This is a genomic window from Mesorhizobium sp. WSM4821, assembly GCF_055901555.1.
Window position 1 is genome coordinate 3,641,003 of the sequence record NZ_CM148371.1, and the last position, 13,351, is coordinate 3,654,353.

A 13,351-nucleotide genomic window follows, 5' to 3' on the forward strand; every position below is an offset into this window, starting at 1 on the left:
AAGGGAAGCGCGTACTCCTACACTGGCCGATAGACCCTATCCGCCGTGCTCCAGAAGATATCCGCTTCGGCGGCCGCTCCATGCTTACCAACCGCATCCCGGTGCGCCTTCATCAGTTCGGCGTGGCTGGTCCACAGTTTCTCGATCGGGAAGTTCGAGCCGAACATCAGGTGGTCGCTGCCGAGGATGTCGATCGCGTTGTCGACGATGTAGGCGATCAGCGCCGGATCGTTGCGGTGGACGAAGGTGCCGAGACCGGACAGCTTGGCGTAGAGGTTACGCGCCGCTGAAAGCGTGCGCAGCCCAGCCTTCCAGGCTTCCGTGGTTTCCTCCGACATGTCGGTCAGCATGCCGGCATGGGTGAGGATGAAATTGGTCTCTGGATTCTCGCCGACGAGCGTCAGCCCGTCCTGCATCTGGGCGGGGAAAAGCTGCAGGTCGAACGACAGGCCGTAATCCTTGAGCCGCGCCACATTGGCCCGGACCTTCGGGTCGATGACCTGATCTGCCGAAGCGGCGAAGCGGAAGGCCGGCGTTTCGTGCCAATGCAGTTGCATCCGCACGCCGCGCAGCAGGGGGTATTTGATCAGCCGGTCGATCTGGGGCCTGACATCGTCCACCGTCATATCGGCATAGCCGACGATGGCATGCGGCCAGCCGGTCTCGTCAGCCGTCTTCTGCAGGAAGGCGACCTCGGTCTCGCAATCCTCCTTGGCCCAGTTGGTCTGGACATAGACTGCCTTCTCGACGCCGGAGCCTTTCTGGTCGGCGAGGAATTCCTCGATCGGATAGTCGCGGCGGATCGGCTCGTAAGGTCCGAAGATGCGCGGCACCATCGGTCCGCGCAGCCAGGGCTGATCCTCTCGGCGCCAGATGTGGAAATGCGCGTCGATCGCCTTTTGCATCACGAAACCCTTTTCCAGATTGCCGCGGCCGCCGGGGCGGGGCGGGCGAGCGACAGGATGAAATCGGTGAGGCTTTTCACCGACGAACCGTCGACCAGATCGTCGAGCACCGGCAGCATGGCGCGCAGGGCCGCCGTCGCTGGCTGGAAACGCGGATCGCCGGCCAGCGGTGTCGCCAGCGAAAGCCGGAAGGCGCGGGCACTCAACCGGCGCATCGCCATTTCCAGCTCGGCATGGTCGCCGCGCTCCAGCGCATCGGACAGGATGACGACCGCCGCACCCCGAGCGAAAGCGGAAAAGCGCGGCACCGACAGGAAGGCGAGCAGCGTCGGTCCCATGCGGGTGCCACCGTCCCAGTCGTCGACCAGTGCAGCCACGCGGGCCAGCGCCTGGTCGCGGTCGCGAATGCGCAGCGCCGAAGTGATACGGGTCAATCTTGTGCCGAAGGTGAAGATCTCCGCCCGGTCCGCGCCTTGCACCGCCGCATGTGCCAGTTTGAGATAGTCTGACGTGTGCAGCTTCATCGACCCGGAAACATCGATCAACAGCAGCAGTTTGCGCGGCACGGTCTGGCGGCGGCGCAGCAGCGGCGACGGCACATCGCCGTCGGCACTGACGATTTCGCGGAGCGAACGGCGCAGATCGAGCTTGCCGCGCGCGTGCGTGCGCACGGTGCGGAAAGAGCGGCGCGCGGGCAAGGCGGACGCCAGTTTGCGGCGGAAGGCGGTCAACCCATCGCCGTCGCGCTGGAGGAAGTCGCGGGCGCTTAACCGTTCGGCGCCGGACGCCAGTTCGCCGCCTTCCTCCTGGCGCGCCACCTGGACTTCTTCTTCGCCCGCGCCGCCGTCGTCCTTGATGCGGTTTTCCTCGTCGGCCTCGCCTTCGACCACGGCCGCGGTATTGCCGTAGAAATAGCTCTGGAAATGCGCCTCGAATTCGTCGCGGCGGTCGGGCGGCGGCGCCAGCGTGGCGAGAGCGGCCTCGTGGATATCCGCCATCGAGCGGGGACCAAGCAGCGTCACCGCCTGCATGAAGCCTGACATCTGCTCCGGCGCGACGGGAAAACCGCAACGGCGAAGCAACCGGCCGAAACCGAGCAAGGGCGCGGCCGCTTGGGGCAAGGCTGTGGCGCTCACGCCAATGCCTCCTCGACGATCCGGCCAAGCTGGGGCGCGATATAGGACAAGTCCTCCTCGTCCTTGATCAGCACGCCGATGGCTCGGCGGAAGGCTTCCGGCCACGGGCTGCCGCCTTTTTCGAGGATCGTCGCGGCATTCGCCCATTCGACCGCCTCGGCGATGCCCGGCGGCTTGGCCAGCGGACGGGCGCGGATGTCGCGCACGGCAGAAGCGACGGCGCGCGCGGTGGCTTGCGCCACATCGCCAGCGCGCAGCATGATGATGGCGGCCTCGCGCTCGGCGTCGGGATAGGTGATCCAGTGGTAGACGCAGCGCCGCCGCAGTGCCTCCGCCAACTCGCGGGTGCGGTTCGAGGTCAGGATGACGATCGGCTGCGCCGTGGCGCGAATGGTGCCGCGCTCGGGAATGCTGATCTGGAAATCGGAGAGGAATTCCAGGAGCAGCGCTTCGAACTCATGATCCGAACGGTCGATCTCGTCGACCAGCAACACGCGCTTTTCCGGCGCCTTCAGCACCTGCAGCAGCGGCCGCGCGATCAGAAAGCGATCGTCATAGATATCGACCTCGTGCTCGCCGGCATGACGGATGGCGAGCAACTGGCGCTGGTAGTTCCATTCGTAGAGCGCGTGCGCGGCGTCGATGCCTTCGTAGCATTGCAGCCGCACCAGATCGCGCCCGAGCACTTCGGCGATCGCCTTCGCCGCTTCGGTCTTGCCGACGCCCGGCGCGCCTTCGAGCAGCAGCGGCTTGCCCAGCCGGATCGCCAGGAAGATGGCGGTCGCCAGGCTCTCATCGGCCAGATAGCGCGAGGCGGCGAGGCGGGTCGCCACCGCCTCGGGTGAGGCTGCTGATATCTCGGCGTTCACCTTTGGCATTTCCAACACTCAGTTCGGCGCGTCGGCCTGCGCCTTCAGCGCGCGCAAAATCCGCTCCGGCGTGATCGGCAGCGTGTCGATGCGCACGCCGACGGCGTCGAAAACGGCATTGGCCACGGCGGGGATCTGCGGGTTGGCGCACATTTCGCCCGGCCCCTTGGCGCCATAGGGTCCGTCGGCCGAAGGCCGTTCCAGCACGATGATCTCGGTTTGCGCGAGATCGCCCGGCCCCGGCATCAGATACTGGTTGAAGTCGGTGCCGCCATGGTCGCGATTGGGATAATAAGGTTCGGTCGTCTCGTAGAGCGCATGGCTGATGCCCATCCATGAGCCGCCGACAAGCTGCTGCTCGACCATTTTCGGGTTCAGCGCGCGGCCGATCTCGAAGACGTTCTTCACCGTCAGCACGGTGACTTCGCCGGTCTCGTCGTCGACCTCGACCTCGGCCACGGTGCAGGCATGCGCATAGCAGGTCGATGGCTTCATCGCGCCAGTTTCTTTCTCGGGGTAGGAGCGCGGGATGAGGAACATGCCGCGGCCGGAAATCGAGCGGCCGCGCTTGAAATGCGCCGATAGCGCGACGTCGAAGATCGAGATCGACTTCTGCGGCGCGCCCTTGACCAGGATGTTGCCCTGGCCGTCGGTGTCGAGGTCCGACGCGTTGACCTCCAGTTCCTCGGCCGCCACTTCCAGCATCACCTGGCGGGCCTCCCTGGCCGCCTGGATGACGGCGTTGCCGGCGCGGTGCGTGCCGCGCGAGGCGAAGGTGCCCATGCAGTGCGGGCCGGTGTCGGTGTCGGCGGTGTCGACGACGACGCGGTCGGTCGGTACGCCGATCGTCTCGGCGCAGATCTGCGCCATGATCTGCTTCATGCCCTGGCCGAGATCGACGCTCGACAGCGTGACCATGAAATTGCCGGTCGGCGTCGAATGCACCAGCGCCTGGGTCGGGTCGCCGCCGAGATTCATGCCGGTTGGATAGTTGATCGCGGCCACGCCGCGTCCTCGCCTGATCGCCATCTCAAGCTCCCTTCGCGTAGGACGACATGGAGAGGTACTTTTCCGCCACCGGCCAGTTGGCGGCGCGCGAGGCTTCCTGCATGCACTCGATCAGTGCCGCCCCTTCGGTCGGCTGGCGATGCGCCTTCATGTCGCCGTCGCGGTAGGCATTGATGAAGCGGAATTCGAGCGGGTCCATGCCGATCAGCCGGGCGAGCTTGTCCATCTGCACCTCCAGCGCGAAATCGCCGATGGTGACGCCGAAGCCGCGCATGGCGGAGGAGGGGGTGCGGTTGGTGTAGACGCAGTAGGTGTCGATCCAGACGTTCGGGATGGTGTAGGGGCCGGGGTAGTGGCCGGCGCCTTTCTGCGCGCCATAGGGCGAGTGGCGCGAATAGGCGCCGGCATCGGTGTAGCCGGTGACCTTGCGGGCGACGATGCGGCCGTCCTTCATGACGCCGTCCTTGATGACGACCTTTTCGGCGGCGCGCGGCGACGAGATCTGCATCTCTTCCTCGCGGCTGTAGATGAAGGAGACCGGACGGCCGGTGAGCTTGGCGCCAAGGATGGCGATCGGCTCGACGATGACGTCGACCTTGCCGCCGAAGCCGCCGCCGACGGTGCCGCCGACGAAATGCAGCTTGCTGCCGGGCATCTGCAGGATGATCGAGGCGTTGTCTAGGGTGAAGAACATCGCCTGCGTGTTGGTATAGCAGGTGAAACGGTCATTGCCCTCGGCCGCGACGATGCAACCGGTCGTCTCGGTCGGCGCGTGCTCGATCGGCGAGGACTGGTAGGTCTGTTCCAGGATGTGGTCGGCGCCGGCGAAGCCCGCATCGACATCGCCGAAGCGCACCTTGCGGCATTCGCCGCTGTCGTAGAGATAGTAGTTCTGGCCGTGATATTCATTGACCAGCGGCGCGCCGGGCTTCAGCGCTTCCTCCATGTCGAAGACGGCCGGCAGCACTTCGTAGTCGACCTTGACCTTGGCCGCCGCTTCCTGCGCCGCCCGCTCGGTCTCGGCCAGCACCGCAACCACGGCCTCGCCCTTCCAGCGCACCTTGCCGTCGGCCAGCACCGTCTCGTCCTCCGGTCCGATCTGGATGAGGATCAGGATGGTGTAGACATTGTGGGGCACGTCCTTGGCGGTCAGCACCTTGACGACGCCCGGGTGCTTCTCCGCCTCCGACGTGTCGATGCTGCGGATGCGCGCGTGATGGTGCGGGCTGCGCACCATCTTCAGATGCAGCATGCCGGGAAAATTTCGGTCGGCGAAATAGGTGGTCTTGCCGGTGACATGGCTGGGGGAATCCGAGCGCGGCCGCGGCTGGCCGATTTCGTGCAGATCGTCCTTGCGCTGGTCGGCGAAATAGCTCTTGCGGAGTTCCATCTTTTTGACTCCCCTCAAGCCGCGTTCTGCGAATTGGATCGCGCGGCCGTCAGCACCGCCTGGATGATCGGCTCGTAGCCGGTGCAGCGGCAGATATTGCCCGACAGCGCCTCGACCACCTCGTCGCGGCTGGGGTTCAGCGTGTGGTCGAGCAGCACCTTGGCGGCCATGATCATGCCCGGCGTGCAGAAGCCGCACTGCGTGGCGAAGGCGTCGAGGAAGGCGCGCTGCAAAGGATGCAGCACGCCACCCTCCGAAAGCCCCGATGTCGTGGTGATTGCCGCACCGTTGCAGGTTTCGGCCAGCGTCAGGCAGGAGAGCCGGAGTTCGCCGTCGATGATGACCGAGCAGGCGCCGCATGTGCCTTGATGGCAGCCGCCCTTCGGCGAGGTGTCGCCGATCTTGTCGCGCAGTGCGTTGAGCAGCGTCGTGCCGCTGTCGATGAATTCGGCCTTCTCCGCGCCGTTGAGCGTGAACTGAACCGGGACCTTTGCCATGTTTTCCTCCTTGCGCGCAGCCAAGCAAGCGCGCGCCTCCCAATGGGAATTTTCAGGCGAGCAGCAGCCGGCCGAGATGGACCGGCAGAACTTCATTGCGGTACCAGGCGCTGGCGATCTGATCGGTAATGGGCGAAGTGCCCTCGCTCGCCACAGTCAGCGCCGGCGCGATGCCGTCGCTGGTCAGCGTCCGGCCTACCAATGCCTTCTCCGCCGCCTTGGCGCGCATCGGACGGTCGGCCATGCAGCCAAGCGCGATCCGCGTCGAAGATACGGTCCCGTCCGGCGCCTGTTCCAGCACGGCGGCGATGCTCAGCACCGAGACGCCCTTCGGCTTGACCCGCGACACTTTCAGGAAGCGAAAGCCGTCTTCCGCTGGCAAGCTGAAACCGACCGCGGTGACGATGGCGTGATTGCTTTCGCGTGTTGCCAGGAAGGTTTCGATCGGCAGCTCGCCGCTATCGCTGCTGACGGTGGCGTCCAACGCCAGCAGCGCGACGGTGAAATCGCCATAGGGCGCCGGGGCGAAGAGATTGCCGCCGACGGTCGCCATGTTGCGGATCGCCGGGCCGCCGACGGCGCGCGCGGCGCGGGCGAGAGGTGCGAGTTCCGGATGACGGGCAATCGCGGCCATCGTCACCGAGGCGCCGATGCTGACCTTGCCGCCCGAAACGGTGATGGCCGACAGCGACGGCTCGGTCGACCTGATGAGGCCGGAGACCGAGATGTCGCCTTCATTGGCAGCGCGCACGACCAGCGTGCCGCCGCCGAGATAGCGGGTGCCGGCGGCTTTCAGCGCCGCATCCGCGTCCTTCACCGTCGAAAAAGTTTGCAGTGCAAGCGCCATGGAACGCTCCCTTGGCTCAACTTTGGCCAGCGAAATGACTTTTCAAAGCATTGAAGCCACCCTGGAAGACGTTGGCGCGCATGCCCTCGGCCAATTTGTCGGCTTCTTCCGGAGGCGCGTCGAAGCTGGCGGCCCATTCGGCATAGGTGCGGTCGCCATCGGTTACCCGGCGCAACTGCAGCGTGGCCTTGTGATTGGTGAGCGGTTGCGGGGTCTCCAGGATGGAGTAGCTGACGAGAAAGTTCTCGTCGGAGAAGTCGAGCAGCTTTTCGCGGATGCGGGCGCCGCTGGCGAGCTCGAAATTGCGCACGCAGCCAATCGTTTCGGCATCCTTTCCGTCCTCGATATGGCTTTCGACCATGCGCGGATGCCAGCTCGGCAGACCGTTGAAGTCGCGTATGCGCGCCCAGACCTTTTCGACCGGTGCGTCGATGACGCTGGAGATGGTGACTTTCGCCATATGATCGTTCCCTTGCGAGTTAGCACCTCAGAAGGCTAGGGCGGCAAGCCCGGCGGCGCTTATCAATGCGTCTTGAATGCCTATCAATGAGTCTGAAAAACAAGCGGTTTGAAATGGCAGTCTGAAAATGGGCAGGCTGGAAAAGCAGGCTGGCGGCTCAGGAAATGGCCCGCGCCGCCTCGCGGTAAAGTGTCGGCGGGACGCCGACATGATCGCGGAAGAAGCGCGAGAAATTGCCCTGCGTGGTGAAGCCGAGATTGCAGGCGACCGAGATCAGCGGCTCCTGGGACCACTGCAATTGCCGCACCGCTTCCTCCATGCGCAGCGTGTTCCAGTAGACGTTGGGCGTCAGGTTGGTCTGCTCCTTGAACAGCGCGAAGAAATGCGGCCGCGACAGGCCGACGCTGCGCGCCACATCGTCGAAGCAGATGCGTTCGCAGACATTGGCCTTCATCAGCTGGATCGCCTTGCGGACGCGGAAGTCCTGCATGGTGTGGACGCGGGCGCGCGCCACTTGCGGTGCCGAGGCGTCGGCGGCATCGAGCACGCTGTCGATGAAGCGCTCGATCTCGTAATTGGCGATGTCGTCGATGCTCTCATTGTCGCTGAGATGGTCGAGAAGGTTGGCCGCCGCCTGGTGCAGCCAGGGCTCCAGCGTGATCGCCGGTGCTGAAAACAGCGGCGCGGAGGCGGGCAGGTCGCGGCGCCGGCGCGCCCAGTCCGGATCGATGTAGAAGGCGAGGAAGAGGCCGGGACGGCCGTCGTGGGACAAAGCGTGGCTGTGCGGCTGGAAGGAATTGATGCCGGCGGCGGTACCGGGTCCAAGCCGCACCGTTTCGCGGCCGATGGTCATCTCGCCGGCCGTGCCTTCCAGCCAAATGATGATATGCGCCTCGACATGGGCATGGGTGACGAAGTCGCTGGCGACGTTCAGGACAGAAACATGTCCGAACCGGCCCCAGTAGAGCCTGATCGCTTCCGTCATGGGTATATCCTCCCGCAGGCGACTGGCCTCCCTTCGCCTGCAATCGGGATAGTGCGGCTCAGTTCGGGCCTGCGTCAAGGCGCATGCGCACGCCTGGTGCCCGCCATGGGCCGCGCCGGCCGATTTTCAGACTGAGCGATAGGAAGAAGAAGGTGAGTGTTTCCAGGCCGGCATGGCTAGACCGAAGCGGTCAGGCCGCCGTCGACAAAGAGCGTGTGGCCATTGACGAAGGACGACGCGTCCGAGGCCAGGAAGACGGCGGCGCCGATCAGTTCGTCGACATTGCCCCAGCGCCCGGCCGGCGTGCGCTTCTCCAGCCAGGCGGAGAATTCCGCGTTGTCGACCAGCGCCTGGTTCATCTCGGTGCGGAAATAACCGGGCGCAATGGCATTGATCTGCAGCCCGTGCTTCGCCCAGTCGGCGCACATGCCCCTGGTCAGGTTCCTGACCGCGCCCTTGGTCGCGGTATAGGGCGCGATGCCGGTTCTCGCCAGTTCGCTCTGCACCGAACCGATGTTGATGATCTTGCCCTTGCCGCGCGGGATCATATGCCGCGCCACGGCCTTGCCGGCGTGGAAGGCGCCGGAGACATTGGTCTTGAACAGTCGTTCCCACTGCTCCTCGGGAAAATCCTCCAGCGGGGCGCGGAACTGCACGCCGGCATTGTTGACGAGGATGTCGATGGCGCCGATCTCCGCTTCGATCCGGGCAACGTCCCGGTCGACCGCATGAAAGTCGGTCACGTCGAAGATCGATGCATGCGCCTCGAAGCCGGCGTCGCGCAGCCTTGCCACGGCGCCACCGACTTTGCCCGGGTCGCGGCCGTTCAGCACCAGGCTCGCGCCATGCTCGGCTAGGCCCCGCGCCAGCGCAAAGCCGATGCCTTGGCCGGAACCGGTAATCAGCACCAGCCGCCCGTCGAGGCTGAACAGCGATTTCGTCACCTGGCTCTCTTTCGTCTGACCTTATCCAAACCGGAGGTCAGCGCAGCAAAAACCGGCTTCGGCTTTTCGCTGACGCGGGGCCTTCGGCTGGGGATCATGGCCCTAATCGTTTCGCCTGAAATTGCGTATCCGGTCGAACAGGACCGCCATCAGAATGGCGCTGCCGATGAAGGTGCCTTGCCAGAAGGCATTGATGCCGAGCAGGCCGAGACTGTTGCGGATCACCTCGATCAGCGCCGCCCCGACGACGGCGCCAAATGCCGTGCCCATGCCGCCGGCCAGGTTGGCGCCACCGATGACGGTCGCGGCGATGACCTGTAGTTCCATGCCGTTGCCGAGATTGGTGGTGACGGCGCCCAGCCAGCCGGTCTGGATGATGCCGGCAATGCCCGCCGCCAGCGCCGAAATCATGTAGACCGCGACCTTGATCTGGCGCACCGGAACGCCGGTCAGCGTCGCCGCATGCTCGTTGCCGCCAATGGCGAAGATGTGCCGGCCGAACTTCGTCCAGCGCAGCGTGAAGCCGGTGATCAGCGCCAGCAGGATCGTATAGAGCACCGGATTGGCGATGCCGAACACCCAGGCGCCGCCGCCCAGTGCGAGAAGCTTGTCGTGGTCCGGTCCGAACTGGAAGACGACGGTGTTGTTGGAGGCGACCATGGCGAGGCTGCGCGCTATCGACAGCATGCCGAGCGTCACCACGAAGGGCGGAAAGCCGAGATAGGCGATCAGGATACCGTTGAAAGCGCCAATGATCAGCGCTGTCGCGATCGAAGCGGCAATGCCAACCTCGATGCCATAGCCGGCATGCATGGTCACGGCCAGCACCATCGAACATAGGCAAAGCACCGAGCCGACCGACAGGTCGATGCCTCCGGTAATTATGACGAAGGTCATGCCGAGCGCGATGATGGCGACGAAGGTGACGTTGCGGGTGATGTTGTAGAGGTTCTTGGTCGTGGCGAAGGAATCGGTGGCCACGGACAGGAACAGGCAGGCGAGGATGACCGCGATCACCACCCAGAAGGTCTGGCTGGCAAACACCCTGGACAGCAAAGTGTGCTGTTTCTGTGCGATCGTCTGGTCAAGAGTTACTGCCATCGTCGACCTTTGTCTGCTTGAGTGGTGGTGACATCAAACCTGTTCGATGGCGCCGGTGATCAGCCCGGTGACCTCCTCGGGCGAACTCGACGCGATCGACTTGTCGGCAACCTTGCGGCCGCGCCGCATGACGATGACGCGGTCGGCAACGTCAAAGACGTCGGGCATGCGGTGGCTGATCAGCACGACCGCAATGTCCTGGTCGCGCAAATGGCGGATCAGGTTCAACACTTCGGCGACCTGCCGGACCGAGATCGCTGCAGTCGGCTCGTCCATCAGCACGATCTTGGCTTGCGAAAGCATGGTACGGGCGATCGCCACCGCTTGCCGCTGGCCGCCCGACATCTGCTTGACCAGGTCGCGTGGGCGGGTTTCGGATTTCAGCTCGGCGAAGATCTGGCCGGCGCGCTTGTACATCGCGGCGTAGTCGAGAATGCGAAACGGCCCGACGCCGCGGCGCAGCTCGCGGCCGAGATAGACGTTCGCGGCGGCCGTCAGATTGTTGCACAGCGCCAGGTCCTGATGGACGATCTCGATGCCGTGCTGGCGCGCCTCCACCGGCTTGTGCAGGACCAGATCCTTGCCGTCCATCTGCATCGTGCCATGGCTCGGGGGAAAGTTGCCGGCGATCATCTTGACCAGCGTCGACTTGCCGGCGCCGTTGTCGCCCATCAGGCCGACCACCTGTCCGGGCTCGATCGACAGCGACACGTCGTTGACCGCCTGGATGGCGCCGAAGTGTTTCGAGATGTTGGTGAGTTCGAGAACCGCCACCAGCCTTCTTGCCTCCCCGTGCTTTCCCGGCCTGCGGTTCTGCCGCGGCCTCGCTCTCCCCAGCTCCTCCCGGAAACAGCGCTTTCGCCCATTTACGCACATGCCTTCTTGGCGTCAACAGCGGCTCCCTTCGAAAAATCCGTTTTGTAGGACAAATAGCAATTGACGTTGGTCGCACGCCGATATTAGCTAGGCGCTGGAGGAGATTATGCCGATCTCCTGTTCCGGCTCGCCGGGCGGGGCGGCGGAGGTTTATCGGTCGAGGATCGGCACGTCCGCGTTTATCGCGCTGGTCTGCGACCGCATCTGGAAATGCTTATCGGCCTGGGTTGACGACACGAGCGCTCGCGAAACGAACCTCTGTCATCACGCATCCGGGCTGGTCTGTGTGGCGGGCACGCCGTGTCCGTCTGTTTCAAGGGAGGACTGACATGAGGAAATCACTATTGCTCGCTGCCGTCGCCATGCTGGCGTTGGGCGCCGGGCCGGCTTTGGCCAAGAAACAGCTCGTCATCGTCGTGAAGGGTCTCGACAATCCGTTCTTCGAGGCCATCAACCAGGGGTGCCAGAAATGGAACTCGGAAAACGCCAGTTCGGAATATGAGTGTTTCTACACCGGCCCGGCGTCGACCTCGGACGAGGCCGGCGAAGCTCAGATCGTTCAGGACATGCTGAGCAAGCCCGATACAGCGGCGATGGCCATTTCGCCGTCCAACGCGCCGCTGATCGCGCAGACGATCAAAAGCGCCAATCCGTCGATCCCGATCATGACGCTCGACGCCGACCTCAGCAAGGAAGATGCGGGGCTGCGCAAGACCTATCTCGGCACCGACAACTACCTGATGGGATACAAGATCGGCGAGTACATCAAGAAGGGCAAGCCGGATGGTGGCAAGATCTGCACCATTGAAGGCAATCCGGCGGCTGACAACATCCTGCGCCGCGCCCAGGGCATGCGCGACGCGCTTTCAGGCCAGAAGGATCTCCCGGCGCTCGCCGGCGAGGGCGGCTGGACCGAGGTCGCCGGCTGCCCGGTGTTCACCAATGACGACGGCGCCAAGGGCGTGCAGGCGATGACCGATATCCTCGCCGCCAATCCCGACCTCGACGCCTTCGGCATCATGGGCGGCTGGCCGCTGTTCGGGGCACCGCAGCCCTATCGCGACCTGTTCAAGCCGATGGCCGAGAAAATCGCCAAGAATGAGTTCGTCATCGGCGCCGCCGATACGATCGGTGACGAAGTGGCCATTGCCAAGGAGGGTCTGGTGACCGCTCTGGTCGGCCAGCGGCCGTTCGAGATGGGCTACAAGGCACCCTCTGTGATGATCGATCTGATCGAAGGCAAGCCCGTCGAGGATCCGGTCTTCACCGGTCTCGACGAGTGCACCAAGGATACGGTCGACACCTGCATCCAGAAGTAGGTTCGCAGCTTTCGGGGCGTCCGATCGACGGGCGCCCCGTCACACCGGTTCACGAAAATGCACGAGGTGACACTGCCGGGGCGATACGCTCCTGCTTTGCCGCGCCTTGAGTTCAGCCTGTGCCGGGGAAACGTGGATGCCGGACGCAAGATCAAGAAAACGACTTACCAAGGTCAAGGCACCGGCCAAGGTCAGGGCACCAGCCGAGGTCAGGGCACCGGCCAAGGTCAAGGCACCAGTCAAGGTCAGGGCACAGGCGGCCCGTCCGTCCCGCACTCGCCGTGCCGACGCGGCGCTCATTCCCGGATCGAGCGTGCATGCGTCGCTGGCCAACGAGATCGGCCTCAGGATCGTGCGCGGCGACTACCCGCCGGGAACCATCCTGCCCAACGAGGCCAAATGGTCCGAGACTTTCAACGTCAGCCGCTCGGCGGTGCGCGAGGCGATCAAGATGCTGATGGCCAAGAGCCTGCTGGCCTCGCGCCCCAAGATCGGCAGCTGGGTCGAGCCGAAAGAGCGCTGGAACCTGCTCGACCGTGACGTGCTCGCCTGGTACGCGACCTCGCCCGACCGCGAAATGTTCCTGCGCACCGTCCAGGAGTTCCGTCACATCATCGAGCCGGAAGCCAGCGCCTTTGCCGCGATCCGGCACAGCGACGAGCAGATGGCCGAGATCAGCCAGGCCTGCCGGGAAATGGGCGAGGCGGCGACGCTGCCGGAGCGCACCCGCGCCGACACGCGTTTCCATCTCGCCATCCTGCGCGCCTCGGGCAACGATCTCTTGGTGCCGCTCGGCGTGCTGATCGAATCCGCGCTCGACCATCTGTTCGTCTTCGTCACACTCCAGACCAGCGACCAGCGGCGGGCACAGTCACTGCACGAGGCGATCGAAAAGAACATCCGTCTCAGGCGTCCGGCGGCTGCAAGGAGTGCCGTGCACAGGCTGCTCGCCAACACCGACGACGTCATCGGGCGATCGCGGCGGTGATTTATTCATCGACGCTGGCGCCGCCC

At 64.6% G+C, this 13,351-nt stretch carries 14 protein-coding genes; 2 read left to right on the forward strand and 12 right to left on the reverse strand.

Annotated features, from left to right (window positions below):
- Window positions 1-17: 17 nt before the first annotated feature.
- The 12 genes from AC0NID_RS17685 to AC0NID_RS17740 all read right to left on the reverse strand — a co-directional run bounded on the left by AC0NID_RS17685 (window position 18) and on the right by AC0NID_RS17740 (window position 10,916).
- Window positions 18-905, reverse strand: a complete 888-nt coding sequence (locus AC0NID_RS17685; RefSeq protein WP_473455233.1) for an amidohydrolase family protein — start codon at window positions 903-905, stop codon at window positions 18-20.
- Window positions 905-1,903 carry a vWA domain-containing protein gene (locus AC0NID_RS17690; protein ID WP_473455310.1) on the reverse strand — a complete coding sequence of 333 codons (999 nt, stop codon included), beginning with the start codon at window positions 1,901-1,903 and terminating at the stop codon, window positions 905-907. Before AC0NID_RS17690 ends, AC0NID_RS17685 begins: the two co-directional genes overlap by 1 nt.
- A gap of 134 nt (window positions 1,904-2,037) precedes the next feature.
- Window positions 2,038-2,919: an AAA family ATPase gene (locus AC0NID_RS17695; RefSeq protein ID WP_473455232.1), complete on the reverse strand. Its 882-nt coding sequence runs from the start codon at window positions 2,917-2,919 to the stop codon at window positions 2,038-2,040.
- 9 nt (window positions 2,920-2,928) lie between these two features.
- Entirely contained in the window at window positions 2,929-3,939 is a 1,011-nt protein-coding gene (locus AC0NID_RS17700; protein ID WP_473455231.1) for a xanthine dehydrogenase family protein molybdopterin-binding subunit, read from the reverse strand.
- 1 nt (window position 3,940) lies between these two features.
- Window positions 3,941-5,308, reverse strand: a complete 1,368-nt coding sequence (locus AC0NID_RS17705; protein WP_473455230.1) for a xanthine dehydrogenase family protein molybdopterin-binding subunit — start codon at window positions 5,306-5,308, stop codon at window positions 3,941-3,943.
- A 14-nt stretch (window positions 5,309-5,322) separates the two neighbouring features.
- Window positions 5,323-5,805: a (2Fe-2S)-binding protein gene (locus tag AC0NID_RS17710; protein WP_473455228.1), complete on the reverse strand. Its 483-nt coding sequence runs from the start codon at window positions 5,803-5,805 to the stop codon at window positions 5,323-5,325.
- 52 nt (window positions 5,806-5,857) lie between these two features.
- Window positions 5,858-6,652: an FAD binding domain-containing protein gene (locus tag AC0NID_RS17715; RefSeq protein ID WP_473455227.1), complete on the reverse strand. Its 795-nt coding sequence runs from the start codon at window positions 6,650-6,652 to the stop codon at window positions 5,858-5,860.
- A 16-nt stretch (window positions 6,653-6,668) separates the two neighbouring features.
- Entirely contained in the window at window positions 6,669-7,112 is a 444-nt protein-coding gene (locus AC0NID_RS17720) for an SRPBCC family protein (protein WP_473455226.1), read from the reverse strand.
- 157 nt (window positions 7,113-7,269) lie between these two features.
- Window positions 7,270-8,097, reverse strand: coding sequence for an AraC family transcriptional regulator (locus AC0NID_RS17725; protein ID WP_473455224.1), 828 nt, complete (start codon window positions 8,095-8,097; stop codon window positions 7,270-7,272).
- 176 nt (window positions 8,098-8,273) lie between these two features.
- A complete protein-coding gene (locus tag AC0NID_RS17730; protein WP_473455223.1) occupies window positions 8,274-9,041 on the reverse strand; it encodes an SDR family oxidoreductase in 768 nt (255 codons plus the stop codon).
- Window positions 9,042-9,143: 102 nt separating this feature from the next.
- Window positions 9,144-10,142 (reverse strand): ABC transporter permease, encoded by a 999-nt coding sequence (locus AC0NID_RS17735; protein WP_473455221.1) that lies wholly within the window; start codon window positions 10,140-10,142, stop codon window positions 9,144-9,146.
- Window positions 10,143-10,175: 33 nt separating this feature from the next.
- Window positions 10,176-10,916 (reverse strand): ATP-binding cassette domain-containing protein, encoded by a 741-nt coding sequence (locus AC0NID_RS17740; protein ID WP_473455220.1) that lies wholly within the window; start codon window positions 10,914-10,916, stop codon window positions 10,176-10,178.
- A 431-nt stretch (window positions 10,917-11,347) separates the two neighbouring features.
- On the opposite strand from AC0NID_RS17740, the gene AC0NID_RS17745 reads away from it, so the two are divergent.
- Both AC0NID_RS17745 and AC0NID_RS17750 read left to right on the forward strand, forming a co-directional pair.
- Window positions 11,348-12,337 (forward strand): sugar-binding protein, encoded by a 990-nt coding sequence (locus tag AC0NID_RS17745; RefSeq protein ID WP_473455219.1) that lies wholly within the window; start codon window positions 11,348-11,350, stop codon window positions 12,335-12,337.
- 136 nt (window positions 12,338-12,473) lie between these two features.
- Window positions 12,474-13,325 (forward strand): FadR/GntR family transcriptional regulator, encoded by an 852-nt coding sequence (locus tag AC0NID_RS17750; protein WP_473455218.1) that lies wholly within the window; start codon window positions 12,474-12,476, stop codon window positions 13,323-13,325.
- The last annotated feature ends 26 nt before the right edge of the window (window positions 13,326-13,351 follow it).

Excerpts from the sequence above, each read along its gene's own strand:
- AC0NID_RS17685 (WP_473455233.1), bottom strand. The coding sequence starts at position 905 with ATGCAAAAGGCGATCGACGCGCATTTCCACATCTGGCGCCGAGAGGAT.
- AC0NID_RS17690 (WP_473455310.1), bottom strand. The coding sequence starts at position 1,903 with ATGGCGGATATCCACGAGGCCGCTCTCGCCACGCTGGCGCCGCCGCCC.
- AC0NID_RS17695 (WP_473455232.1), bottom strand. The coding sequence starts at position 2,919 with ATGCCAAAGGTGAACGCCGAGATATCAGCAGCCTCACCCGAGGCGGTG.
- AC0NID_RS17700 (WP_473455231.1), bottom strand. The coding sequence starts at position 3,939 with ATGGCGATCAGGCGAGGACGCGGCGTGGCCGCGATCAACTATCCAACC.
- AC0NID_RS17705 (WP_473455230.1), bottom strand. The coding sequence starts at position 5,308 with ATGGAACTCCGCAAGAGCTATTTCGCCGACCAGCGCAAGGACGATCTG.
- AC0NID_RS17710 (WP_473455228.1), bottom strand. The coding sequence starts at position 5,805 with ATGGCAAAGGTCCCGGTTCAGTTCACGCTCAACGGCGCGGAGAAGGCC.
- AC0NID_RS17715 (WP_473455227.1), bottom strand. The coding sequence starts at position 6,652 with ATGGCGCTTGCACTGCAAACTTTTTCGACGGTGAAGGACGCGGATGCG.
- AC0NID_RS17720 (WP_473455226.1), bottom strand. The coding sequence starts at position 7,112 with ATGGCGAAAGTCACCATCTCCAGCGTCATCGACGCACCGGTCGAAAAG.
- AC0NID_RS17725 (WP_473455224.1), bottom strand. The coding sequence starts at position 8,097 with ATGACGGAAGCGATCAGGCTCTACTGGGGCCGGTTCGGACATGTTTCT.
- AC0NID_RS17735 (WP_473455221.1), bottom strand. The coding sequence starts at position 10,142 with ATGGCAGTAACTCTTGACCAGACGATCGCACAGAAACAGCACACTTTG.
- AC0NID_RS17745 (WP_473455219.1), top strand. The coding sequence starts at position 11,348 with ATGAGGAAATCACTATTGCTCGCTGCCGTCGCCATGCTGGCGTTGGGC.
- AC0NID_RS17750 (WP_473455218.1), top strand. The coding sequence starts at position 12,474 with ATGCCGGACGCAAGATCAAGAAAACGACTTACCAAGGTCAAGGCACCG.